Source organism: Phytopseudomonas seleniipraecipitans, from assembly GCF_900102335.1.
Classification (GTDB): domain Bacteria; phylum Pseudomonadota; class Gammaproteobacteria; order Pseudomonadales; family Pseudomonadaceae; genus Aquipseudomonas; species Aquipseudomonas seleniipraecipitans.
In genome coordinates this window covers 83,901-107,655 of sequence record NZ_FNBM01000008.1, presented here as the reverse complement: position 1 = coordinate 107,655, position 23,755 = coordinate 83,901, and the positions used below count along the sequence as shown (strand labels likewise).

General features: G+C 61.3%; 21 protein-coding genes. 9 read left to right on the top strand and 12 right to left on the bottom strand.

The window, feature by feature from the left end; translation table 11 throughout:
- Positions 1-520: 520 nt before the first annotated feature.
- From BLS60_RS16560 to gpmI, 3 genes are all read right to left on the bottom strand, one after another.
- The gene (locus BLS60_RS16560; protein ID WP_070880549.1) at positions 521-1,834 is read right to left on the bottom strand and encodes a S41 family peptidase; all 1,314 of its coding nucleotides are present in this window, start codon (positions 1,832-1,834) and stop codon (positions 521-523) included.
- A gap of 32 nt (positions 1,835-1,866) precedes the next feature.
- Positions 1,867-3,111 (bottom strand): murein hydrolase activator EnvC family protein, encoded by a 1,245-nt coding sequence (locus BLS60_RS16555; protein WP_070880550.1) that lies wholly within the window; start codon positions 3,109-3,111, stop codon positions 1,867-1,869.
- Between the two features lie 164 nt (positions 3,112-3,275).
- The gene (gene gpmI / locus BLS60_RS16550; protein ID WP_092370187.1) at positions 3,276-4,826 is read right to left on the bottom strand and encodes a 2,3-bisphosphoglycerate-independent phosphoglycerate mutase; all 1,551 of its coding nucleotides are present in this window, start codon (positions 4,824-4,826) and stop codon (positions 3,276-3,278) included.
- Positions 4,827-4,969: 143 nt separating this feature from the next.
- Here gpmI and BLS60_RS16545 point away from each other — a divergent pair, with 143 nt between their 5' ends.
- From BLS60_RS16545 to secB, 3 genes are read left to right on the top strand one after another with little or no spacing between them, the layout of a single operon-like run.
- Positions 4,970-5,383, top strand: a complete 414-nt coding sequence (locus BLS60_RS16545) for a rhodanese-like domain-containing protein (protein WP_092370184.1) — start codon at positions 4,970-4,972, stop codon at positions 5,381-5,383.
- A gap of 1 nt (position 5,384) precedes the next feature.
- A complete protein-coding gene (grxC, locus tag BLS60_RS16540; RefSeq protein ID WP_070880553.1) occupies positions 5,385-5,639 on the top strand; it encodes a glutaredoxin 3 in 255 nt (84 codons plus the stop codon).
- 48 nt (positions 5,640-5,687) lie between these two features.
- Positions 5,688-6,152: a protein-export chaperone SecB gene (gene secB, locus BLS60_RS16535; protein WP_070880554.1), complete on the top strand. Its 465-nt coding sequence runs from the start codon at positions 5,688-5,690 to the stop codon at positions 6,150-6,152.
- A gap of 153 nt (positions 6,153-6,305) precedes the next feature.
- Here secB and trmL read toward each other — a convergent pair whose 3' ends face one another.
- Positions 6,306-6,773 (bottom strand): tRNA (uridine(34)/cytosine(34)/5-carboxymethylaminomethyluridine(34)-2'-O)-methyltransferase TrmL, encoded by a 468-nt coding sequence (trmL, locus tag BLS60_RS16530; protein ID WP_092370181.1) that lies wholly within the window; start codon positions 6,771-6,773, stop codon positions 6,306-6,308.
- Here trmL and BLS60_RS16525 point away from each other — a divergent pair.
- The gene (locus BLS60_RS16525) at positions 6,772-7,212 is read left to right on the top strand and encodes a hypothetical protein (RefSeq protein ID WP_092370178.1); all 441 of its coding nucleotides are present in this window, start codon (positions 6,772-6,774) and stop codon (positions 7,210-7,212) included. The genes trmL and BLS60_RS16525 overlap by 2 nt on opposite strands.
- A 662-nt stretch (positions 7,213-7,874) precedes the next feature.
- Here the strand turns inward: BLS60_RS16525 and ntrC are convergent.
- From ntrC to glnA, 5 genes are all read right to left on the bottom strand, one after another.
- Positions 7,875-9,311: a nitrogen regulation protein NR(I) gene (ntrC, locus tag BLS60_RS16520; RefSeq protein WP_070880557.1), complete on the bottom strand. Its 1,437-nt coding sequence runs from the start codon at positions 9,309-9,311 to the stop codon at positions 7,875-7,877.
- Positions 9,308-10,393 (bottom strand): nitrogen regulation protein NR(II), encoded by a 1,086-nt coding sequence (gene glnL, locus BLS60_RS16515; RefSeq protein WP_092370175.1) that lies wholly within the window; start codon positions 10,391-10,393, stop codon positions 9,308-9,310. The genes ntrC and glnL overlap by 4 nt, the downstream gene beginning before the upstream one ends.
- Positions 10,394-10,833: 440 nt before the next feature.
- Positions 10,834-11,463 carry a DUF4124 domain-containing protein gene (locus BLS60_RS16510; RefSeq protein WP_070880559.1) on the bottom strand — a complete coding sequence of 210 codons (630 nt, stop codon included), beginning with the start codon at positions 11,461-11,463 and terminating at the stop codon, positions 10,834-10,836.
- Between the two features lie 5 nt (positions 11,464-11,468).
- Positions 11,469-11,996, bottom strand: coding sequence for a DUF4124 domain-containing protein (locus tag BLS60_RS16505; RefSeq protein WP_070880560.1), 528 nt, complete (start codon positions 11,994-11,996; stop codon positions 11,469-11,471).
- 170 nt (positions 11,997-12,166) lie between these two features.
- A complete protein-coding gene (glnA, locus tag BLS60_RS16500) occupies positions 12,167-13,573 on the bottom strand; it encodes a glutamate--ammonia ligase (protein ID WP_070880561.1) in 1,407 nt (468 codons plus the stop codon).
- Between the two features lie 329 nt (positions 13,574-13,902).
- Between glnA and thiI the strand changes: the two genes are divergently transcribed.
- Both thiI and typA read left to right on the top strand, forming a co-directional pair.
- The gene (thiI, locus tag BLS60_RS16495; RefSeq protein WP_092370172.1) at positions 13,903-15,357 is read left to right on the top strand and encodes a tRNA uracil 4-sulfurtransferase ThiI; all 1,455 of its coding nucleotides are present in this window, start codon (positions 13,903-13,905) and stop codon (positions 15,355-15,357) included.
- Between the two features lie 172 nt (positions 15,358-15,529).
- Complete coding sequence (gene typA / locus BLS60_RS16490) at positions 15,530-17,350, top strand: translational GTPase TypA (RefSeq protein WP_070880563.1); 1,821 nt, start codon at positions 15,530-15,532, stop codon at positions 17,348-17,350.
- A gap of 68 nt (positions 17,351-17,418) precedes the next feature.
- Here typA and BLS60_RS16485 read toward each other — a convergent pair whose 3' ends face one another.
- From BLS60_RS16485 to BLS60_RS16475, 3 genes are all read right to left on the bottom strand, one after another.
- Entirely contained in the window at positions 17,419-18,480 is a 1,062-nt protein-coding gene (locus BLS60_RS16485) for a serine hydrolase (protein ID WP_338061640.1), read from the bottom strand.
- 10 nt (positions 18,481-18,490) lie between these two features.
- Positions 18,491-19,561 carry a serine hydrolase gene (locus tag BLS60_RS16480; RefSeq protein ID WP_092370168.1) on the bottom strand — a complete coding sequence of 357 codons (1,071 nt, stop codon included), beginning with the start codon at positions 19,559-19,561 and terminating at the stop codon, positions 18,491-18,493.
- Positions 19,562-19,675: 114 nt separating this feature from the next.
- Positions 19,676-20,068 (bottom strand): YkgJ family cysteine cluster protein, encoded by a 393-nt coding sequence (locus BLS60_RS16475; RefSeq protein WP_070880791.1) that lies wholly within the window; start codon positions 20,066-20,068, stop codon positions 19,676-19,678.
- A gap of 303 nt (positions 20,069-20,371) precedes the next feature.
- Here BLS60_RS16475 and BLS60_RS16470 point away from each other — a divergent pair, with 303 nt between their 5' ends.
- The 3 genes from BLS60_RS16470 to BLS60_RS16460 are packed head-to-tail and all read left to right on the top strand — an operon-like array spanning position 20,372 to position 23,714.
- Positions 20,372-22,060, top strand: a complete 1,689-nt coding sequence (locus tag BLS60_RS16470; RefSeq protein WP_092370166.1) for a histidine kinase N-terminal 7TM domain-containing diguanylate cyclase — start codon at positions 20,372-20,374, stop codon at positions 22,058-22,060.
- 34 nt (positions 22,061-22,094) lie between these two features.
- Complete coding sequence (locus BLS60_RS16465; protein ID WP_070880566.1) at positions 22,095-23,105, top strand: class 1 fructose-bisphosphatase; 1,011 nt, start codon at positions 22,095-22,097, stop codon at positions 23,103-23,105.
- 3 nt (positions 23,106-23,108) lie between these two features.
- Positions 23,109-23,714, top strand: a complete 606-nt coding sequence (locus BLS60_RS16460) for a DUF924 family protein (RefSeq protein WP_070880567.1) — start codon at positions 23,109-23,111, stop codon at positions 23,712-23,714.
- Positions 23,715-23,755 lie beyond the last annotated feature (41 nt).

Here is a 23,755-nt window from a genome sequence, read left to right as displayed (position 1 = left end):
GGCCGCACCGTGTCCGGCGCGAACGATTGCAGGCTTGCCGCTTTATCGGCGTCACACCCACCATTCGCCGCGGGGTCGCGGCTCCTACAAGGATGGGGTGTGTGCGTGGTTTCACGGCCGCACCGTGCCCCGCGCAGGAGCGCCGCCCCGGCGCGAATGATTGCAGCCTTGCCGCATTATCGGCATCACACCCACCATTCGCCGCGGGGTCGCGGCTCCTACAAGGATGGGGTGTGTGAGTGGTTTCACGGCCGCACCGTGTCCGGCGCGAACGATTGCAGCCTTGCCGCTGTACCGGCGTCACACCCACCATTCGCCGCGGGGGCGCGGCTCCTACAAGGATGGGGTATGGGCGTGGTTTTCAGGGCAGCACCATGCCCTGCATAGAAGCGTCGCCCCGGCGCGAACGATTGCAGCCTTGCCGCATCATCGGCATCACACCCACCATTCACCGCGAGCTCATATAACAAAAAGCCCCGTTGCAGCACGCTGCAACGGGGCTTTTTATCGACGCAGACGTTTAGTCGGCGCGGGTGACGTTCAGCCCTTTGAGCAGGTTCAGGGCCTGGCTCAGCTGATAGTCATCGTCCTGCGGCCGTGCGGCTTTGCTGGCAGCGCTGCCGCTGGGGCGGTCCGCGCCACCGTTGCCATTGCCGAGATGGCCTAGCAGGTCGGCTTCCTTGAGGCTCGGGTCGTCGCTTTCGCGTGTCAGCTTGGCGCGCGCCACTTCCACGTCGGGGACGATGCCTTGGGCCTGGATGGAGCGGCCATTGGGGGTGAAGTACAGCGCGGTGGTGATCTTCAGCGCGCGGTCGTTGTTCAGCGGCAGCACGGTCTGCACCGAGCCCTTGCCGAAACTGTCGGTACCCATCACCACGCCGCGCTTGTGATCTTGCAGAGCGCCCGCAACGATTTCCGAGGCCGAGGCGCTGCCGCCGTTGATCAGCACCACCAGTGGTACGCCTTCGCTTGCGTCGAGCGGGTCTGCCGAGAAACGCAGCTCCGAATTAGGAATACGGCCCTTGGTATAGACGATCAAACCCTTCTTGAGGAAGTGATCGGCGACTTCGACGGCTGACTGCAGCACGCCGCCTGGGTTGTTGCGCAGGTCGAGCACCAGGCCACTGAGCTTCTTGCCGTTTTCCTTGCGCAGCTTGTTCAGTGCCTTGCCGACTTCTTCGCCGGTGTTGACCTGGAATTGGGTGACGCGAATGTAGCCATAGCCCGGATCAAGCAGTTGATTGCGGACGCTGGTGACCTTGATGACGGCGCGGGTCAGCTCCACGTCGAACGGTTTGCCACCCTCACGTACGAGGGTCAGGACGATTTTGCTGCCGGCTTTGCCGCGCATCTTCTCCACGGCTTCCATCATCGACTGGCCCTTGGTCGGCTTGCCGTCGATCTTGACGATCAGGTCGCCGGGGTGGATGCCTGCCTTGGACGCCGGGGTGTCATCGATTGGCGAGACCACCTTGATGAAGCCGTCTTCGGTGCCGACCTCAATGCCCAGTCCACCGAACTCCCCACTGGTGCTTTCCTGCAGTTCAGCGAAGGCTTTGGGGTCAAGGTATGCCGAATGCGGGTCAAGATTGCTGAGCATGCCCTTGATGGCATTCTCCAGCAGTTCCTTATCCGTCACTGGCTCTACATAGGCCGCCTTGATGCGGTCCATCACCTCGGCAAAGGTGCGCAGCTCGTCCAGCGGTAGCGGCGCGGCGTTCTGCTCGGCTGCCGGCGGCGGCGTGATTGGAGCCTGGTCGGCATGCAGCACGGGTGCGCCACCGAGCAGGGCAATCGCCAGGGCCAGAGAGGTGAGGCGGGACAGTTGCGGCATTCGAACTAACTCCTACGACAATGAGATGGCGCTTATCCTTGCGCCCGACACCATTGGGCCGGATCGCTGGCGCGGCCCTGCTGGCGAATCGCGAAATACAGGGCTGGTGTTTCCTGCCCGCCGCTGGCGCCAACGGTGGCGATGGGGTCTCCAGCTTTGACGATGTCTCCGGCGTCCTTGAGCAGGCTCTGGTTGTGCCCGTAAAGGGTCAGGTAACCATTACCATGGTCGAGAATGACCAGAAGCCCCGAGCCGCGCAACCAGTCGGCGAATACCACGCGGCCGCCGTGCACGGCACGGACCTGGCTGCCAGCGGAAGCGCTGATCAGCACACCGTCCCACTTAGTCCGAGCGTCTTCGCCGCGCGGGGTTCCATATCTTGCCACCAGGCGGCCATCGACGGGCCACGGCAGCTTGCCCTTGGCATTGGCGAAAGGACCGCCATAGGTGGCGCCGGAGCTGACCATCGGGCCACTCGCCGGGCGCTTCGCAGCGGGCGCGCTGGGCTTCTCACGGGCTGCGGTCAGGGCACGCTGGCGCTCCTGTTCGGCTTCGCGGGCCTGGCGGGCGAGGGTTTCCTCGATGGTCTTGAGTACCCGACCAAGCTCGGCCTGTTCCTGCTCACGCGCCTTGAGACGCTGATCGCGCGCGGCGAAATCCTTGTTCAGCTTGGCCAGGGCATTCTGACGCTCCTTGCGCACGGCGGCGAGTTCGGCGCTGCGGCTGTCCAGCTGGGTTTTCTGTTCTTGCAACTGGGCCTGATGGTGGCTGATGTCCTTCTCGACATTGGCCAGCTGGCGCAGGGTCTCGTTGAAGGCCGTCAGCTGCTTCATGCGGGCTTCGGCAAGGTAATCGTAGTAGGTCAGGGTGCGTGAGAATTTTTCTGGATTCTGCTGGTTGAGCAGCAGCTTGATGTATTCCTGACGGCCGCCCTGATAGGCAGCGCGCGCTTGAATACCGATCAGCCGTTGTTGCTCAAGGCGTGCGTCGTGGAGTTTTTTTTTCTCCTGATCGAGGCGTTTGAGCTCTTCTTCGCTGTCTTGCAGCTCGTCGCGCAGACCCTTGACCTGGTTTTCCAGGTCGCCCATTTCGGTTTCCGTGGACTTGAGCTGCTTCTGCACGCCAGATTTTTCTTGCTGTAGCTGCTGCAGCAGCTTTTTCAGCTCGGCGACGTCGGCGCGTGCCGCTTCCAGCTGTTTTTGCGTGTCAGCTTTTTGATCGGCAAAGGCCGGCGCCAGCAGGCTGGTCAGAAGGATAAGGGCGAGGGCACGAAACATGGGGCAGGCGGTACCTGGCGGGGAACGGGCCTAGTATGCCCGTGGCGCGGGTTAAAAAAAACGCCTTGAATGGCTAATGCCGACTCAAGGCGTCTGGTGAACGACCGATGGGCACCCGGTCGGCGAAATCGGTACCGTGGGCTGCGGGTGACGGCGACTCGCCGTTACCGGTTATCGGCTGCGTTCAATGTCACGATGCTGGTACCGGTCATTTCCTTGGGAACCGGCATGCCCATCAGCGTCAGCATGGTGGGCGCGACGTCGGCCAGCACGCCGCCTTCACGGATACTGACATTGCGCTTGCCGACATAGATGAACGGCACGGGCTCGCAGGTATGAGCGGTGTGCGCCTGGCCGGTGCTCTCGTCTTCCATCTGCTCGACGTTGCCGTGGTCGGCAGTGACCAGCGCTTCGCCGCCAACCTTGTCGAGCGCTTCGACGATGCGCCCCACGCAGGTGTCCAGGCATTCCACGGCTGCCACGGCGGCTTCGAACACGCCGGTGTGACCGACCATGTCGCCGTTGGCGTAGTTGACCACGATTACGTCGTAGCGCTGGTTTTCGATGGCATCGACGATCTTGTCGGTGACTTCTGGCGCGTTCATCTGCGGCTGCAGGTCGTAGGTGGCGACATTCGGCGAGGGAATGAGAATCCGCTCTTCGCCGGGGAACGGCTCTTCGCGGCCACCGGAGAAGAAGAAGGTCACATGGGCATACTTCTCGGTCTCGGCGATGCGCAGCTGAGTTTTGCCATTGTTGGCCAGGTACTCGCCAAGCACGTTGACCAGCGGCTCAGGCTTGTAGGCGCTCGGCGTGTCGATGCTCGCCGCGTATTGGGTGAGCATGATGAAGCCGGCGGTTTGCGGTACGCGAGCGCGCTCGAAGGCATCGAAGCCGGGCTCGACGAAGGCGCGAGTCAGTTCGCGGGCGCGGTCGGCGCGGAAGTTCATGAACACTACGGCGTCGCCGTCCTCGACACTTACCGCTTCGCCGATGCTGGTGGCTTTGACGAATTCGTCGCTTTCGTCGCGCGCATAGGCGGCTTGCAAGCCTGCAACGGCGGTGTCTGCGCTGAACTGGCTGTGGCCTGCCGCGATCAGGTTGTAGGCCTGGGCCACGCGATCCCAGCGATTGTCGCGATCCATGGCGAAGTAACGGCCAATCAGCGAGGCGATGCGGCCCTTGCCGAGCCGGGCGAAGGTGGCGTCGAGCAGTTCGAGCGAGCTTTGTGCGCTTTTCGGTGCGGTGTCGCGACCATCGAGGAATGCATGCAGGTAGATCTTCTCGGCGCCACGGCGAGCGGCCAGCTCGGCCATCGCCACCAGATGATCCTGATGGCTGTGCACACCACCGTCAGACAGCAGGCCGAGAATGTGCACCGCCTTGCCAGCGCCTACGGCTTTATCCACCGCGCCGGTGATAGCCGGGTTCTCGAAGAACTCGCCGTCGCGAATCGCCTTGGTCACCCGGGTAAAGTCCTGGTACACCACGCGCCCGGCACCCAGGTTCATGTGGCCAACCTCGGAGTTGCCCATCTGCCCGTCCGGCAGGCCGACATCCATGCCGCTGCCGGAAATCAGCCCATGGGGCTGGGTGGCACGCAGGCGGTCGTAAACCGGCGTGTTGGCGGCGAAAATGGCGTTGTGCTCAGGGTTGTCGCTATGGCCGAAGCCATCGAGAATGACCAGAACCAAGGGTTTGGGCGTTGCGCTCATACTGGGCTCGCTCTGCTAAAGGGACGCAAAAAAGGTCAGACATTCTACGACCCCGGAAAGATCCCGTCACCGCCGCACGGCCTTTGGTGGGACTCGCATGGCTGTGTATACTGGCCGACATTTTACCGTCCCGGAACCGCGTGATGCTTGCCAACCTGATCGAATTTGCGACTACCCACTTCATCCTCAGCGGGCTGTTCGTCATCATCCTTTCGCTGCTGATCTTCACTGAGCTGAGCAAGGGTGGAAAAAGCCTGAGCAGCCGCGAGGTAACCGCGCTGATCAATCGTGACGAGGGCGTGGTGATCGACATTCGCAACAAGAAAGATTTCGCCAGCGGCCATATCGTTGGTTCGCTGAATATCCCGCACGACAAGCTGACCTCGCGTGTTAGCGAGCTCGAGAAGCACAAGACCAAGACGCTGATTCTCGTTGATGCCCTGGGCCAGCAGGCCGGCACCGCCGCTCGTGACCTCAAGAAGGCCGGCTTTACCGCTGCACGTCTTGGGGGCGGCATTGCCACCTGGCGCAGCGACAACCTGCCAGTGGTGAAGTGATATGAGCAAGGTCGTCATCTACTCCAGCGATTGGTGCCCGTACTGCATCCGCGCCAAGCAGCTGCTGACCAATAAAGGTGTGTCGTTCGACGAGATCCGCGTCGATGGCAAGCCGGACCTGCGTGCGGAAATGACCCGCAAGGCCGGCCGCACCTCGGTGCCGCAGATATGGATCGATAATAACCACGTGGGTGGTTGCGATGAGCTGTATGCCCTGGAACGGGCAGGCAAACTCGATGCGCTGCTCCGTGCCTGATACAGCTACACCCCTTTCCTTAAGCCCATACAGCAGAAGGCTTTGCCCATGACCGAACAAGCTACCGGTGCCGTACAAGACGAGCAGAATCCTCAGTTCTCCCTGCAGCGTATCTACGTGCGTGACCTGTCCTTCGAAGCGCCGAAGAGCCCCGAGATCTTCCGTCAGGAGTGGACGCCAAGCGTCGCGATGGATCTCAACACCCGCCAGAAAGCCCTGGAAGGCGACTTCCATGAAGTGGTGCTGACCCTTTCGGTTACCGTCAAGAACGGCGAAGAAACCGCATTCATCGCTGAAGTGCAGCAAGCCGGTATCTTCCTGATCAAGGGGCTGGACGCCGGCTCGATGAGCCACACCCTCGGCGCGTTCTGCCCGAACATCCTGTTCCCGTACGCGCGTGAAGCGCTGGACAACCTGGTAGTCCGTGGCTCGTTCCCGGCCCTGATGTTGGCGCCGGTAAACTTCGATGCCCTGTATGCTCAGGAGCTGCAGCGCCAGCAAGCGGCCAACTGAGTTATCGGCTGCTGCATAAAACGCCCTTCGGGGCGTTTTTTATTGGCTGAGAATTCGTAGCCTGGCATACCCAGGGATGGTGCGCTCTCCGGTTTCACTGCGCTCAACGCCGGGCTACAAAAGCTGCGCATCTAGCCCGGTGCGCCTTTGGGTTTAATCGTCGCCCATGCTGAAACCGTGCTGACGCCAGGCTTCGTAGACGGCGACCGCCACGGTGTTGGACAGGTTGAGGCTGCGGCAGCCCTCGCGCATGGGCAGGCGCACGCGCTGCTGTTCTGGCAGGGCGTCACGCACTTCCTGCGGCAGGCCGCGGCTTTCCGGGCCGAACAGAAAGGCATCGCCCGGCTGATAGGCCACTTCATGGAATGGCTGCGAGCCCTTGGTGGTGAAGGCGAATACCTGAGGCTGGCCGATGCTTTCAAGGCAGGCCTCGAGGCTGGCGTGGCGCTGCAGCGGGGCGTACTCGTGGTAATCCAGCCCAGCACGGCGCAGGCGTTTATCGTCCAGCTCGAAGCCGATTGGCTCGATCAGGTGCAGGTGACAGCCGCTGTTGGCGCATAGCCTGATAATGTTACCGGTGTTGGGCGGAATTTCCGGTTGAAAAAGGATGACATGAAACATGCACGGCTCCGAGCCAAAAGACGGCGGCTATTCTACGCCCGATAAGCCGCCAAGACCGCGTCCGTGGATTCGCGTAATCGGCTCGCTGGCGATTTTTGGTTTTCTGGTCGGGTTGATGATCGGCCGCCTGTTTCACCCCGATGCAATGCATTTGAAAGAGGTAGACGCGGCAGACGATCGGCTGGTGCTGTGGTTCAACGTCGAGCCGCGCGTGCAGGTTGGCAACTTTCAAGGCGCTTTCCTGTTGCGTTTCGAGGGGCTGGGGCGTGAGCAGCAGGGTCAACTGCAGATTGCAGGGCGTGCAGCCAATTGGCGAGTGGTGCGTGAGGGGCGGGAGCTGGAGCTTCGTGTTCTGGCGGCGCGGCCATTGCGCGGTGAATGGCATGCCGAGAAGGTCGATGGACACTGGCGCCTGACGATTCGTCTGGCGCCGCTGTAGCGGATAAAAGAGGGAGCACCTGGCCTGCCTGTACCCGGGCTCCCGAAGAAAAAAGGGAATCTCTGATCTGCCTGTACCAGAGCCCCTGAAAAAAGAAGGGAGTTCTCGGCCTGCCTGTACCGAGGCTCCCAAAGAAAGAGGGGAATCCCCGGCCTGCCTGTACCAAGGTCCCCGAAACTGGGTTATTCATACCAGTGCAGGTCGCGTGCCAGTCTTTGCTTACCCCTGGTAGGCCCCGGTTTTACTGGCTTGTGCGGTACATGCCTGCATCTGGTCCGATACGGCGCCTGCGCGCGGATGTTCCGCTCGGGTGCATGGGCACGCTTTGCGTGCGCTGATGGCGTGCATTCTCTGCAGATAGGGATGAGTTCGCTTTAGCGTTGCAGGGGCGAGGGCGCAGGCTACGGCGCTGATGATGTGCAATGTCAGGGAGGCCTAAAAAACCGCCTCAGTGTTTCACCAATGTCACTGGTTTATCCGCGCACGGGCAGATTTAACAAATCCAATGTTGTAGACAATCCAGGTAGCCTGGGTTGAGCGCAGCGATACCCAGGAAAGGACGCCGCTGCGTCCGTTGGAGGCTGAACCAGCCGCACACGCGAACAATAAAAAAACGCCGCGCCCTGATCGCGGCGCGGCGTTTTTGCGGGAGCAGGTACAGCTCAGGTGTCGTCGCTGTCGTCGTCTTCGGAGCTGCCGACGTTCATGCCCAGCTCCTTGATCTTGCGGGTCAGGGTATTGCGGCCCCAGCCCAGCAGGATGGCGGCATCGCGGCGGCGTCCGGCGGTGTGCTTGAGGGCCGTCTCGATCATGATCCGCTCAAAGGCCGGTACTGCGCTATCGAGGAGGTTCGACTGGCCGCGGCCCAGCGCCTGATCGGCCCACTGGCGCAGCGCCTGTTCCCAGTTGCTGACCGGCGCATTGTCCTGGGGCTGCACAAGCAGTTCAGGTGGCAGGTCATCGACATGCACTTCGCGACCCGAGGCCATGACCGTGATCCAGCGGCAGGTATTCTCCAACTGGCGCACGTTACCCGGCCAGGGCAATTGCTGCAGGTAGTCTTCGGTTTCGCTCTTCAGCAGCTTTGGCTCGACGGCCAGTTCGGTGGCCGCACGGCTGAGAAAATGGCGGGCCAGGGTCGGGATGTCCTCACGGCGATCCGATAGGCGCGGAATATGAATACGGATGACGTTCAGACGGTGGAACAGGTCTTCACGGAACTTGCCCGCCGTTACCAGACTTTCCAGGTTCTGGTGGGTGGCCGCGATAATGCGCACGTCCACCTTCACCGGTGTGTGCCCGCCGACCCGGTAGAACTCGCCATCGGCCAGTACCCGCAGCAGGCGGGTTTGGGTATCCGCCGGCATGTCGCCGATCTCGTCGAGGAACAGCGTGCCGCCATCCGCCTGCTCGAAACGCCCGCGGCGCTGATTGGCGGCGCCGGTGAACGCGCCTTTCTCGTGGCCGAACAGCTCGGACTCCATCAGGTCCTTGGGAATCGCTGCCATGTTCAGCGCGATAAACGGCGACGCTGCACGCGGGCTGTGACGATGCAGGGCGTGGGCGACCAGCTCTTTGCCGGTGCCGGACTCACCGTTGATCAAGACGGTGATGTTGGAATGTGAAAGCCGCCCAATGGCGCGGAACACCTCCTGCATCGCCGGCGCTTCACCGATGATTTCCGGGGTCGGCGCTTCTGCCGCCGGCACGTGCAGGCCTTGCTGCTCCTGCGCATGCTGATTGGCACGCTTGACCAGCGAAACCGCTTCGTCGACATCGAACGGCTTGGGCAGGTATTCGAACGCGCCGCCCTGGTAGGACGCTACGGCGCTGTCCAGGTCGGAATGCGCGGTCATGATGATCACCGGCAAGCGCGGGTGCATCTCGCGGATTCGCGCCAGCAACTCCAGGCCGCTGGAGCCCGGCATGCGGATGTCGGAAATGATCACGTCTGGCTGTTGGCGAGCGAGCCGGCCGAGCACGCCATCGGCGCTGTCGAAACTCTGGGTGGTCATGCCTTCCTGTTGCAGGGCTTTTTCCAGCACCCAGCGGATGGAGCGGTCGTCGTCAACGATCCATACGGTTTCACTGCGGCTCATGTCGGAGTTACTCCTTGTTCCAGCGGCAGAAAGATCGAGAACACGGTGTGACCAGGATGGCTCTCGCATTCGATCAGGCCTTGATGCTGACTAATGATGTTCTGGGTAATCGCCAAGCCCAGGCCGGTGCCGTCGGCACGCCCGCTGACCATGGGATAGAAGATGGTTTCCTGCAGCTCGGGCGAGATGCCCGGGCCGTTGTCGATGATCTCGATCTTGGTCACCAGGCGGTGGCGAATGTAGCCAATGGTGAATTGCCGCAAGGTGCGGGTGCGCAGGGTGATGCGCCCCGGGTGCACGTCCGGCTTGCTTGCCAGTGCCTGCATGGCGTTGCGCACGATATTGAGCACTGCCTGGATCATCTGCTCGCGGTCGATGACCAGGTCCGGAATGCTCGGGTCGTAATCACGCACCAGTACGATGCTGCCCTGGCTCTCGGCCTCCACCAGGCTGGCGACCCGCTCTAGCACCTCGTGCACATTGGTGACCGCCAGCGATGGCAGCTTGTTGGAACCAAGCATGCGATCGACCAGGTTACGCAGGCGATCCGACTCTTCGATGATGACGTTGGTGTAGTCCTTGAGGCTTTCTTCCGGCAACTGACGCGCCAGCAACTGGGCGGCGCCGCGGATGCCGCCCAGGGGGTTCTTGATTTCGTGGGCCAGGCCGCGCACCAGCAGTTTGGTGGTTTCCTGCTTGGACAACTGGGCTTCTTCCTTGGTGATGCGCAACAGGCGATCACGTGGGTGCACTTCGAGCAGCAGCATGGTTTCGCCGCGGCTGAGCACCGGCGTGACGGCATAGTCGACGGTCAGGCTCTGGCCGGTCTGGGTGGTCAGTACCGCCTCGCGCTTGTTGAACGGGTGCGCTTCAGCCACTGCCTGGCGCAGGGCGCCCAGCGCTTCGCGGGTTTCCGTGAACAGTTCGCTGATGAACTGGCCGTGGCTGCGTTGCCCGCTGACCGCCAGGAGCATCTCGGCAGCGGGGTTCATGTATTCCAGGCGCAAGTCAGCGTTGAGCAGCAGCGTGGCCGTGGTCAGGTTGTCGAGTAGCAAGCGGTGCAGGGAGTCGTTAATGATCATCGTGCAGCGTCTGCCAGCCAGGCCCTGGTGTGTGCCTGATAAGGGCGCGCAGCAGCAGGGCGATGATCGTTATCTGGCAACGAGGCGCAGCGTGATACGCCTCGTTGCGTGGGGGAACCAGCCAAAATTCGTTCCTCGTGCGGTGTACAGCAGCAAAAGGGCCGGGTGCTCAAGGTCGGTGCGGCGTACCTTGGGCGGCCCGGCAGTGCAGGAGAAAATGCAAGAAGCAAACCAAAGCCCTCAAAAGACGCGCGCAAACGCGCGATGGGCCTGTTTTGGCAACTTTTAGGCGCACTCACGGCAGACGCCGTGTGCCAATTTGGGACGAGTATAGAAATGGGTGCGCCTATGTGCACCTTATTGGTGCGATCTGGTTTGTAACCAGTCGCGTGCTGCTGGCTCACTGTGATGCGCGGCTGACCAGCACGGCTCGGCAGGGTTTAGAAGAAGGGCAGGATACTGATGATGCCCTTGTCTTCCTCTTTCGGTTTGTCCTTGAGTGGGCACTCGGGACGCACGCCGTAATCGCCTTTTTCGCAAGGACGAACCTTGCGCTTCTGGGCCAGCGAGACGCGCTTCATGTGGAAGGGCTGGCTGGGCGTGCGCTCGACGATAATGCCACCCTCGGTGATGATTTCCACGGCGATCTGATGGGTGCCGCGGTCGACATTCTCCAGTGGGAACACCGGGCTGCGCCCTGGCGTGCCGACCGGCTGGCCGTCCAGCAGCAGGCGGTAGCTGTGGCCAGGATGCAGGGTGGGATCACTGCTGACGGTGACGATCAGCTTGCCGGCGCTGTCGTTGATGGTCGCGTCTGGTTGCGGAATGGTGATTCGCAGCAGTTCGTAATTGAGGATTGGCCCGCTGGGCGCTGTCACTGGCGCCGGTGCGACAGTGCGTGCCGCAGGTGGCTCGATGCGGTTGGAAGGCGCCATCTGCAGCTGCCTGGCATTGCTGCCGTCTGGCGGGCTGTCGGTGAACACCCGGTTACCCTCGGCATCCACGTAGGTATAAACCTGGGCTACACAGGGGAGGGTAATCAGCAGCAGGCCAAGAAACAGGGTACGCATCGTGTTCAGTTACCTCGGGCCGGGCTGTTGGTGCTCACCCGTTGCACTGTAAAGGTGCGTGTGTCGCTTTGCTGGATAATCTGCTCACCCTGCACGACAGCGACCGCCAGGCTGTGCTCGCCACGGTCGACTTCGTTGAGTTGCAGGCGCGGCACGTTGCTGGCCGAACCGTAGAGTTTGCCATCCAGTATCAGCTGCAGGTTATGGCCCGGCCCCAGGCGTGGTTCGATGCTGACGCCCACCGAGAAGGTGCCATTGTTGGCGCGTAGCGCTTCTTCGCTGGGGAGGTCGCGCAGTTCGAGCACCTGATAGGGGTTCTGGGGCATCTCGCTTAATCGCGGTTCTGCGGAGGGCGCCGGTGTTGCCGCTGGCGTCGTGGTGTTGATCGGCTTCAGCTCGACACTCTCGGCCTTGGTACCTTCCGGGGGCTGATTGGTGAACACCGTGTTGCCATTGGCGTCGGTGTACTTGTAGATCTGTGCGCTGACCGGCAGAGCCAGTATCAGCAGCAAGCACGCGAGCGTACGGCGCATTGGGCCGGCCTCCTGTCCAGGTGATGGCGATAGCCTTGCACTGCCGCGACGCGCTGGCAAGCATGCTGCGTCGAGGATTTGCACTCGCTCCGAAAAATCATGGCGCATAAAAAAACCTCCCCGGCGAACCGGGGAGGTTTTGTCGCACTGCTAGGCGCAGCGAGGCTGGCTTAGACGCTGTAGTACAGGTCGTATTCCAGCGGGTGCACAAAGGTGCGCACTTTGATTTCTTCTTCCGATTTCAGCTCGATGTAGGCATCGATGAAGTCGTCGGAGAACACGCCGCCCTTGGTCAGGAACGCGCGGCCCTTGTCCAGCTCTTCCAGGGCTTCTTTCAGGCTGCCGCATACCTGCGGGATCAGCTTGCCTTCTTCCGGCGGCAGGTCGTACAGGTTCTTGTCCGCTGCATCGCCAGGGTGGATCTTGTTCTGGATACCGTCCAGGCCGGCCATTAGCAGTGCTGCGAAAGCCAGGTATGGGTTGGCAGCCGGATCCGGGAAGCGAGCTTCGATGCGGCGCGCTTTCGGGCTGGACACGTACGGGATACGGATCGACGCGGAACGGTTGCGAGCCGAGTAGGCCAGCATGACCGGCGCTTCGAAGCCTGGAACCAGACGCTTGTAGGAGTTGGTCGACGGGTTGGTGAAGCCGTTCAGGGCCTTACCGTGCTTGATGATGCCGCCGATGAAGTACAGAGCGGTTTCCGACAGGCCGGCATAGCCTTCACCAGCGAAGGTGTTCTTGCCGTCTTTGGACACCGAGATGTGCACGTGCATGCCCGAACCGTTGTCGCCATACAGCGGCTTCGGCATGAAGGTGGCGGTTTTGCCGTAGGCATCGGCCACGTTGTGCACGCAGTACTTCAGGGTCTGAGTTTCGTCAGCCTTGGCTACCAGGGTGTTGAACTTCACGCCGATTTCGTTCTGGCCGGCAGTCGCCACTTCGTGGTGGTGAACTTCAATGACCAGGCCCATTTCTTCCATGGCATTACACATGGCAGTACGGATTTCGTGGTCATGGTCGCACGGCGGAACCGGGAAGTAGCCGCCTTTGACGGCAGGGCGGTGGCCCTTGTTGCCGCCTTCAACGTCCTGGTCGGTCATCCAGGAACCTTGTTCGGAGTAGATCTTGAACATGGAACCGGAGATGTCGGACTTGAATTTCACTTCGTCGAAGATGAAGAACTCAGGCTCCGGGCCAACGAAGACGGTGTCACCGATACCGGTGGTCTTCAGGTATTCCTCGGCGCGACGAGCGATGGAGCGCGGGTCACGATCGTAGCCCTGCATGGTGCTCGGCTCGATGATGTCGCACACCAAGATCAGCGTCGGCTCTTCGGTGAACGGGTCGAGAACAGCGGTGCTGTCGTCCGGCAGGAGGATCATGTCGGAGGCTTCGATGCCCTTCCAGCCATGGATGGAGGAGCCGTCGAACATCTTGCCGACTTCGAAGAATTCGTCGTCCAGGGCATCACGGGCCGGCATGGTCACGTGGTGCTGCTTGCCCTTGGTGTCGGTGAAGCGCAGGTCAACCCACTTCACGTCGTGTTCTTTGATCAGTTGAACAGCCTTAGACATGTTGTCCTCCAGGTGGATAGGGTCTTCTATTAACCCTTCTTGAGTTCGTGACGCCGGGCATGATGGTCTGCCAGGACACCCTGCCTCACAAGGGAGCAATTTGCATGCCAGTGCCCCGAGATGGACTTATGCCCTGAAAACCAGCGCTGGCGTGGGTATCTTCGCATCGATACGGGGCGATTGGGCTCCCTAATGGTGCGATATGGCGAGATGGTGCGCTGTTTTGGTGCGATGACGGATTGTTTGCGGATTTTTGATCAAAGCTTGAGCAATTTCCGCTATAATCCGCGCCCCTGTTTTTCAGGCCCTGGTGCCCGATATTTGCTCCCATGAAACTGATCGTCAAAGTCTTTCCAGAAATCACCATCAAGAGCCCGCCGGTTCGTAAGAACTTCATCCGGCAGTTGGCCAAGAACATCCGTGCAGTCACGCGTGATCTCGATCCGCAGCTGCAGGTGACTGGTGTGTGGGACAATCTGGAAGTGAAAACCGAGGTCACCGAGGCCAAGGTTCTGCAGGAAATCGTCGAGCGCCTGAGCTGTGTGCCGGGCATCGTGCATTTCCTGCAGATCGACGAATACCCGCTGGGTGATTTCGACGACATCGTCGAAAAGTGCAAGCGTCATTATGCTGATCTGCTGCCAGGCAAAGTGTTTTCGGTGCGCTGCAAGCGTGGCGGCCGGCACACGTTCTCTTCTATAGATGTCGAACGTTATGTGGGTAGCCAGTTGCGCCAGCAGTGCGGCGCCGCGGGCATCGATCTGAAGAAGCCGGAAATCGAAGTGCGCATCGAAATCCGCCATGATCGGCTGTTCGTCATTCATCACCAGCATCCGGGCCTGGGCGGCTATCCACTGGGTTCGCTGGAGCAGACCCTGGTATTGATGAGCGGCGGCTTCGATTCCACCGTCGCCGCCTACCAGATCATGCGCCGCGGCCTGATGACCCATTTCTGCTTCTTCAATCTCGGTGGTCGTGCCCACGAGCTGGGCGTGATGGAAGTCGCCCACTACCTGTGGCAGAAGTACGGGCGCTCGCAGCGCGTGCTGTTCATCAGCGTGCCGTTCGAGGAAGTACTCGGCGAGATTCTCGGCAAGGTCGACAACAGCTACATGGGCGTGACCCTGAAGCGTATGATGCTGCGCGTTGCCAGTCAGTTGGCCGAGCGCTTGCAGATCGATGCGCTGGTGACCGGTGAAGCGATCAGCCAGGTGTCGAGCCAGACTCTGCCGAACCTGTCGGTCATCGATTCAGTTACCGACAAACTGGTGCTGCGCCCGCTGATCGCCAGCCACAAGCAGGACATCATTGATACCGCCGAGGCCATCGGTACCGCGGCATTCGCCCGGCATATGCCGGAATACTGTGGTGTGATTTCGGTAAACCCGACCACCAAGGCCAAGCCTGATCGCGTCGTCTATGAAGAGAAGCAATTCGACATGGCGGTGCTCGAGCGAGCGCTGGAGCGGGCGCGGCTGTTGCCCATCGATCGGGTGATCGAGGAGTTGGGCCAGGATGTGCAGGTCGAGGAGCTCAGAGAGGCATTGCCCAGCCACGTGGTGATCGATATCCGTCACCCGGATCTGGTCGACGACGAGCCGCTGCAACTCGATGGCATCGAGGTGCAGGCCATGCCGTTTTACGCACTGAACAATCGTTTCAAAGAGCTGGATGCGACCCGCCAGTACCTTCTTTACTGCGACAAGGGCGTGATGAGCCGCTTGCATGCTCATCACCTGCTGAGCGAGGGACATGCCAATGTGCGCGTTTATCGTCCGGCATAAAACGCCTGGGCTGAATGGCGGCAGTATCCGCCACCGACCTCCCGACCCGATTCGCGGCGGCATTGTCGCCACACATCGTTAACGTACTGCCTTTATCCTTATCCCGATTTTTCGCGTTGGGCCGCTGAATGCAACTGCTGGGTAGCCCGACCCAACCTACGAGACCACTACTGTGATCGAGAATCTACGCAACATCGCCATCATTGCCCACGTTGACCATGGCAAAACCACCCTGGTCGACAAGCTCCTGCGCCAGTCCGGCACCCTGGAGCGCGGCGAGCTCAACGACGAGCGCGTGATGGACAGCAACGACCAGGAAAAAGAGCGTGGCATTACCATTCTCGCGAAGAACACCGCGATCAACTGGAACGGCTACCACATCAACATCGTCGATACCCCCGGCCACGCCGACTTCGGCGGTGAAGTAGAACGCGTGATGTCGATGGTCGACTCTGTGCTGCTGCTGGTCGACGCTCAGGACGGCCCGATGCCGCAAACCCGCTTCGTGACCAAGAAGGCCTTCGAAGCCGGCCTGCGTCCGATCGTGGTGATCAACAAGGTCGACCGTCCGGGCGCGCGTCCTGACTGGGTTCTGGACCAGATCTTCGACCTGTTCGACAACCTCGGTGCCACCGAAGAACAGCTGGACTTCAAAGTCGTCTACGCCTCGGCCCTGAACGGCATCGCCGGTCTCGACCACACTGAAATGGCCGAAGACATGACCCCGCTGTACCAGTCGATCGTCGACAACGTCCCGGCTCCGGCTGTTGACCGTGACGGTCCGTTCCAGATGCAAATCTCGGCACTGGACTACAACAGCTTCCTCGGCATTATCGGCGTCGGCCGTATTGCCCGTGGTAGCGTCAAGCCGAACACCCCGGTTGTGGCTATCGGTGCCGACGGCAAGAAGCGTAACGGTCGTATCCTCAAGCTGATGGGTCACCATGGCCTGCACCGCATCGACGTTGAAGAAGCGTTCGCCGGCGACATCGTGTGTGTCAGCGGTATGGACCAGCTGTTCATCTCCGACACCCTGTGCGACATCAACAATGTCGAAGCGATGAAGCCGCTGACCGTCGACGAGCCGACCGTATCCATGACCTTCCAGGTCAACGATTCGCCGTTCTGCGGTAAAGAAGGCAAGTTCGTCACCAGCCGTAACATCAAGGAGCGTCTGGACAAGGAGCTGCTGTACAACGTGGCCCTGCGCGTTGAAGAAGGCGACTCGGCTGACAAGTTCAAGGTCTCCGGCCGTGGTGAACTGCACCTGTCGGTACTGATCGAAAACATGCGTCGCGAAGGCTTCGAAATGGGCGTTGGCCGTCCGGAAGTGATCATTCGTGAAGTGGGCGGCGTCAAGCAGGAACCGTACGAGAACGTCACCATCGACATCCCTGAAGAAGCGCAGGGCAAGGTCATGGAAGAGATGGGTCTGCGTAAGGGCGACCTGAGCAACATGGTCCCGGATGGCAAGGGCCGTGTACGCCTGGAATACAACATCCCGGCTCGTGGTCTGATCGGTTTCCGTAACCAGTTCCTGACCCTGACCAACGGTGCAGGCATCCTGACCTCCATCTTCGACCGTTACGACACCATGAAGTCCGGCCACATGTCCGGCCGTCAGAATGGCGTACTGGTATCGATCGATACCGGCAAGGCACTGACCTACTCCCTGGAAACCCTGCAGGCGCGCGGCAAGCTGTTTGTCGAGCACGGCCAGGAAATCTACAACGGTCAGGTTATCGGTCTGAACAGCCGCGACAACGACCTGGGCGTCAACCCAACCAAAGGCAAGAAGCTCGATAACATGCGTGCTTCGGGTAAAGACGAAACCATCGCCCTGGTTCCGCCAGTTCGCTTCACTCTGGAGCAGGCGCTGGAATTCATCCAGGACGACGAGCTGTGCGAAGTGACCCCGAAGTCGATCCGTCTTCGCAAGAAGATCCTCGACGAAGGCGAGCGTACCCGCGCTGCCAAGAAAGCCAAGAACTGATCCAGTTCTAGCTGACTAGAAAAGCCCCCGCAGGCGTGAGCCTGCGGGGGCTTTTTATTGGGTGCGTGTTACGCAGCTTCGGCCCTGCCTGTGTTCAGCACCAACTCCTGAACCGCTTCGCCAACCTGTTCGAACAGCTTGCCGGCTTCGTCGTTCTCGTCGAGTTCGGCCGCGCAGGCGACGATTACCAAGGCGTTGTCATCCTGCGGATTGGCCACGCCTACATGACAGGCACGGTACTGTTGGGTACCGGTTTTCTGAATGAAGGGCAGCGCCTTGTCCAGGCCGGCTTCCAGGCGATAGGCCTCATATTTGTCGAGGCCCATGATGCCGTAGAGCAATTCGGTGCTCTCAGGTGACAGCAGCTCGCCGCTCGCCAGTTTGCCCAGCAGCTGCCCGTAGGCGACCAGCGTCGCGCTGTTCAGGCCGGTCTGGTAATAGCGTCTGTAGGCCTCGTCGAGGTCGCTGATCTCAAGCTGATCGGTTTTCAGCTCGAGCGAATTGGCCACCGCTTCGACGCGCTGCGGACCAAGCGGCGCTGCGGCGATCTCAACGATCTGGCGGTTCTCCAGCTGGTCGGCATCCGGGTGCAGTTGGCGATAGAGTTCGTGGCGTACCTTCAGCAAGGTCGTCACCTGGCCGAAATCGCTGCCGGCGGCCGCGGTGATGCGTGCGTTGATCTGCTCTTCACCGGCCACACGAATGAGCATGTCGGCAGCGGTGTTGTCGCTCTCCTGAAGCATTTCCCGGATCAGCTCGGCGATGCTGTAACGGGCGCCGGTTTCTTCCCACACCAGGCCACCGGAGCCGTCCACACGGTCGGTTTCTTCGAGGGCGACCTGCTGATCGATCTGCAGCTTTCCATCGTCGACTTCCTGCAACACGGCGATGGCGATCGCTGCTTTGGTTGCTGAGGCCAGGTACCAGGTACGATCCGCGTTGTAGTTCATTTCGCTGCCATCGGCTGGGCGCAGCAGGTAGACCCCCAGCTGGCCTGGCGAGGCTTCGTCGAGCTCGTGCAGGCGCTCCTTCAGGGCATCGAAACGCGCGTCGCGTTGGGGCGAGGCCCACAGCCACAGGGAGAGCGCAACGCAGCCAAGTAGGACGGTACCAGCCAGCATCAGCTTCATGGGCAACTCCTCAGTTAAGCGCTTCGCGCTGCAGTACACCGGACTCGTTCAGTGCCTCGCCGACCTGGCGCAGGGTGCGCTCGGCCTTGGCCAGCGACAGTTCGCCGCGTACGCAGGCGACCACCAGTACCGGTTCAGCCGTGCCGCGAAGCGACGTTTCGATCAGCCCTGAGTCGCAGATGCGCGCGCGCTGGGTGCCGGTCTTGTGGGCGTAGCGTGCATCCTTGGGCAGGCCGGCAATGATGCGTTTGCTGCCAGTCTTCACGCGGCTCATTACACCGAGCAGGTAATCCGTCTGCTCGGCGCCGAGGGCTTCGCCGTACGCCAGGCGTTCCAGTAATTTGCCGAATGCGGTCAGCCGTGCTGCGTTCAGGTTGCTGCTGTAGTAGCGCGTATAGGCGGTATTCAGGCTGATCGGGGCGAGTTGCGCGCGCGGCACGTGGAGCAGCGAGGCCAGCTTGTCGAGGCGCTCGTTGTCCTGGCGGGCCTGGCGCAGGCGGATCAGGTCACGCCCGCCGAGCTGCTCGGCGGCCGGGTGCAGGTGCCGATAGATATGCCGACGTACATCGGCCAATGAGGTAATCGGCTCGAAGCCTTCCGGCACCAGTTCGCCCACCAGCTCGTTGACCGCGTCGATGCCGACCAGACGAATGAGTCGGTCGGTGGCGGTGTTGTCGCTATAAATGATCATCTGCTCGAGCAGTGCGCGTACGCTCACCTGCGCCCCCGGCCCGTACTGGTTGGTACTGCCCGCACCGTCGACAAAGTCGTCGGCGGCCAGGGTCAGGCGGGTGTCGAGGTTCCAGTCGCCACGCTCAACGCCGCGCAACACGGTAATGGCCACCGGCACCTTGATGCCCGAGGCCATGTACCAGAGCTCCTCGGCATGCAGGGTGACTGCCAGATTGCTGTGCAAGTCCTTCACGTATACGCCCAGTTCGCCGTCCTGTTTGGCGGCGATGTTCTGCAGCCGTGCGAGCAGCGGCTCCTGCCAGCCTGGCCGCGTGGCGTCTGCCTGGGCGGCGGCGCTGAGCAGGGCAAGGGCGATGATTAGCGGGCGTACGAGTGAGCGGTGAAACATGCGGATCCTCCGGGTGGCGTTGCGTGCCGGGTGTGGAGGATTCGAGGCGCGGGTGCGAAGGGGTGTTCAATCTGTTTCGGGGCAGCCGGTAACCGGAAATTACGGCTGCGTCTGTCACTTGGGGCGCCAGGCGCAGTAGCCAGGGCGCGGGCCGATCTTCGGGTGATTGCGGCAGGTGTCCGGGCGGCGCTCGTAGATGGTGCACAGCCGCGTCTTGCGATCCAGATAATAGCAGTCGTTGTTGCTCATGCGCGTCAGGGTGAAAATCCCCGACTTCTGGTTGAAGCGTTCCACCAGGCCATCCTTTTGCAGGCGCTTGGCGATGTTCTTCGGCGGGTCGCCACGCTCGAACTCATCGACCACGCCGATACGGATCAGGTCGGCGACGCGCACCTCGACCGGTAGCTGGCAGCAGCTGGAAATGCAGCTGTGGCACATGTCGCTGTTATATCTCGCCCAGGTGTCGAGGCGGTCTATTTCAGCAGCGGCGATCAGGTTGGTTTTCATTCTGCAGGGTTCGCGTGGTGGGCGGCGCGCGATAATAGCGGGGTTGGCGAATTTGTGAATCAGCATCCGCCGGTTGGTTGCCTCTCATATGGTTTTAAAGGCGCTCCAGCAATAAAAAACCTCCTGAAAAGCAGGTGTTTTGCAGTATCTTAGCGCCCGTTCTGTCGAGGCCGCCCCAGGCCTTCATCCCGAGCTGTTTGGAATGAATACAACCTCTTCGCTTGCCCTCGTCGTGCGTTATCTTCCGCGTCGCCTGCCATGCCGATGCAATAAGCCCTGCCGCCTGGCAGCGGGTGGCGTGCAATGAACGCCTGCCTTCGTTCGGCGTGGCACTTCGACGCCGCGGTGCTGTTCACCGCAGTGGTCTGCATCGGTGGTGTGCTGCTGGCGCGCTGGGTGATCAACCAGCGTGATTTCCCGGGCCGCGACACCTTCATCCTGATGCACCTGGCGAGCATGTGGTGGATCGCCATGGCGGGCCTCGAGGTCGCATCAGTCGCTCCCGATTGCAAGCAGTTCTGGGCTGCCATGTCGTGGCCCGGCATTGTCTCGGTGCCGACCTTCTGGGCGGTGTTCCTCTGGCAGTACGTCAGCAGCGTGCGCACGCCGCTGCCGCGCCGCTCGATGCTGAGCCTTGTGGTGGGGCCGGTGCTGATCTGGTTGATGGTGCTGAGCAATCCATGGCATGGCCTGTTCTATGGCCCCGAAACCGGGCCGGTGTCCAGCGAGCCGGGCGCGCCGATCCGTTACCAGCATGGGCCGCTGTTCTACGCCGCGGCGGTGTACGTCTATCTGTTCATGAGCTTCAGCCTCGGCGTGGTACTGCGCGCCGCACTGACCAGTCACGGCGTGCATCGGCGCCACTACCTGGCGTTCGTGCTGGTTACGGCGGTGCCCTGGTCAGCCAACATCGCCTACGTAGGCTTCGGCGTGGTGGTGTTCGGGGTTGATCCCACGCCGTTCAGTTTCGTGTTCACCCTGGTTGCATTCACCTGGCTGATTCTCGGCGTGCGCCTGTTCGACCTGCTGCCGGTCGCTCGCCACTTGTTGCTCGAGGCGTTGCTCGACCCGGTGCTGGTGGTCGATACCCAGGGGCGGGTGATCGAGGCCAACCAGGCCGCTCTCAAATTGGGCGGGCTGGGCGCTGGGTGGCAGGGCCGCAAGCTGCAGGACTGGCCGGTGTTCGGCAGCGACCTGCAGGCGCTGCTGCAGAAGCAGGACGCGCAACAGGACCAATTGCTGACCTTGACCACTTCCGAGGGCTACTTCGAGGTGCGCATGCGCAACATCGAGCGGTTGACCCGCCATGGTTCAGTCGTGCTCGGGCAGATGCTTTACCTGCGTGACGTCACCCAGCGCCAGCTCGCCAAACTCAAGCTGGCCGAGGCCCTGGCCCTCAGCGAGGAGCGCCTGCGCACCATCACCAGCCTGCATGAGCAGCTGCGCGAGCAGGCGCTGTGCGACCCACTCACCGGACTTTATAACCGCCGCTATCTGGACGAACTGTTCGGTCGTGAGCTGGCCCGCGCCAGGCGCGAAAACACGCCGTTGTCGCTGGCGCTGATCGATCTCGATCACTTCAAGCAGCTCAACGACGAACACGGCCATCTGGATGGTGACGATGTGCTCAAGAGCGTGGCCCAGCATCTGCTGGTGAACTTGCGCAGTTCAGATACGGTCTTTCGTATCGGCGGCGAAGAGTTCCTGCTGATCCTGCCTGGTGCCGATTCGCTCGAAGCCGCTAGACGTCTCGAAGTGATCTGCCTGGGATTGGCGCAAAAGCCGATAGAAACCCGCAGCGGCGTGCGCCATGTAACCCTCTCGGCCGGTCTTGCGCTGTGGCCCGATCAGGGTCAGGTGCTGGACGAATTGATGCGGGCGGCCGATGCCGCGTTGTACGAAGCCAAGCGTGGCGGGCGTAACCGTGTATGCAGCCTGTTGCCGCGTGCCGCGTCACCAGCTGCTGAGGCGCCCATTACTGGAAAGGGTTAAACTCCTTCCGATTACCTTCCTTCCGGAGTCCTTCATGTCCCGCGTTACCCTGAGCCGTTACCTCATCGAGCAGACCCGTAGTCAAAACACCCCGGCCGATCTGCGCTTCCTGATCGAAGTAGTGGCGCGCGCATGCAAGGAAATCAGCCATGCCGTTTCCAAGGGCGCCCTTGGCGGTGTGCTTGGCAGCATGGGCACCGAGAACGTGCAGGGTGAAGTGCAGAAGAAGCTCGACGTGATCTCCAACGACATTCTGCTCGAAGCCAACGAGTGGGGCGGTCACCTGGCCGGCATGGCCTCCGAAGAAATGGACAACGCCTACCAGATTCCTGGCAAGTACCCGAAAGGCGCCTACCTGCTGGTATTCGATCCGCTGGATGGCTCGTCGAACATCGACGTCAACGTCTCGGTCGGTACCATCTTCTCGGTGCTGCGTTGCCCGAACGAATACCTGAGCCAGAACGAAAACCTCGACGAGAAGGCTTTCCACCAGCCAGGCACTCAGCAGGTCGCAGCCGGTTATGCCATCTACGGCCCGCAGACCATGCTGATCCTCACGCTGGGCAACGGCGTGATGGGTTTCACGCTGGACCGCGAACTGGGCAGCTTCGTGCTGACCCACGACAACATCAGCGTGCCGGAAACCACTGCCGAGTTCGCCATCAACATGTCTAACCAGCGCCACTGGGAAGCCCCTGTACAGCGTTATGTGGGCGAGCTGCTGGCCGGTAAGGAAGGCCCGTTGAACAAGAACTACAACATGCGCTGGATCGCTTCGATGGTCGCCGATGTGCACCGCATCCTGACCCGTGGCGGCCTGTTCATGTACCCGCGTGACGACCGCGAGCCTGGCAAAGCCGGCAAGCTGCGTCTGATGTACGAAGCCAACCCGATGTCCTTCATCATCGAGCAGGCTGGCGGCGCATCTACCGATGGCGTGCAGCGTATCCTCGATATCCAGCCGACTTCCCTGCACCAGCGTGTGCCGGTATTCCTGGGTTCCAAGGAAGAAGTCGAGCGCGTAACCGGCTACCACCAGGGCTGAGTCATGCAAATACAGCCGTGGGAACCTTTGCTGGACTGGTGGTTCGGCCCATCGACCTCGGCTGTGGACGTTGCTGCTGCACGCAACACCCTGTGGTTCGGCAAGCGTGACGAGCAGGATGCCGAGGCGCGTGAGCGCTTTGGTGACCTGGTCGAACAAGCGCTGGCCGGCGGGTTGCAAGAGTGGTCGGCGGATTCTCGTGGCTGGCTGGCCAATATCCTGCTGCTGGATCAGCTGCCACGCATGATCTACCGCGATACGCCCTTGGCTTTCGCGGGTGATGCGCTGGCTCAGCCGCTCGCTGAAGAAGGCGTCACTCTTGGCTGGGATCGGCAGCTGTCGCCGTTGCAGCGGGTGTTTATCTACCTGGTATTCGAACACGCCGAGAACCTCCCACAGCAGCGCCGCTCCATGCAACTGTTCGGCGATTTGCACGCCTCTGCCGCAGATGGCGAGCTGAAGCTGTTCGCGGGTTTTCTCGACTACGCTGAAAGACACCTGCGCATCATCGAACGCTTCGCGCGCTTCCCCCATCGCAACGAAACGCTCGGGCGCGTCAGTACCGATGCGGAATTGCGCTTTCTGCTGGAACCGGGCTCGCGCTTCTAAGTCGAACCGGCATGGCAATTTGGACTACTGGAGTGACCCTA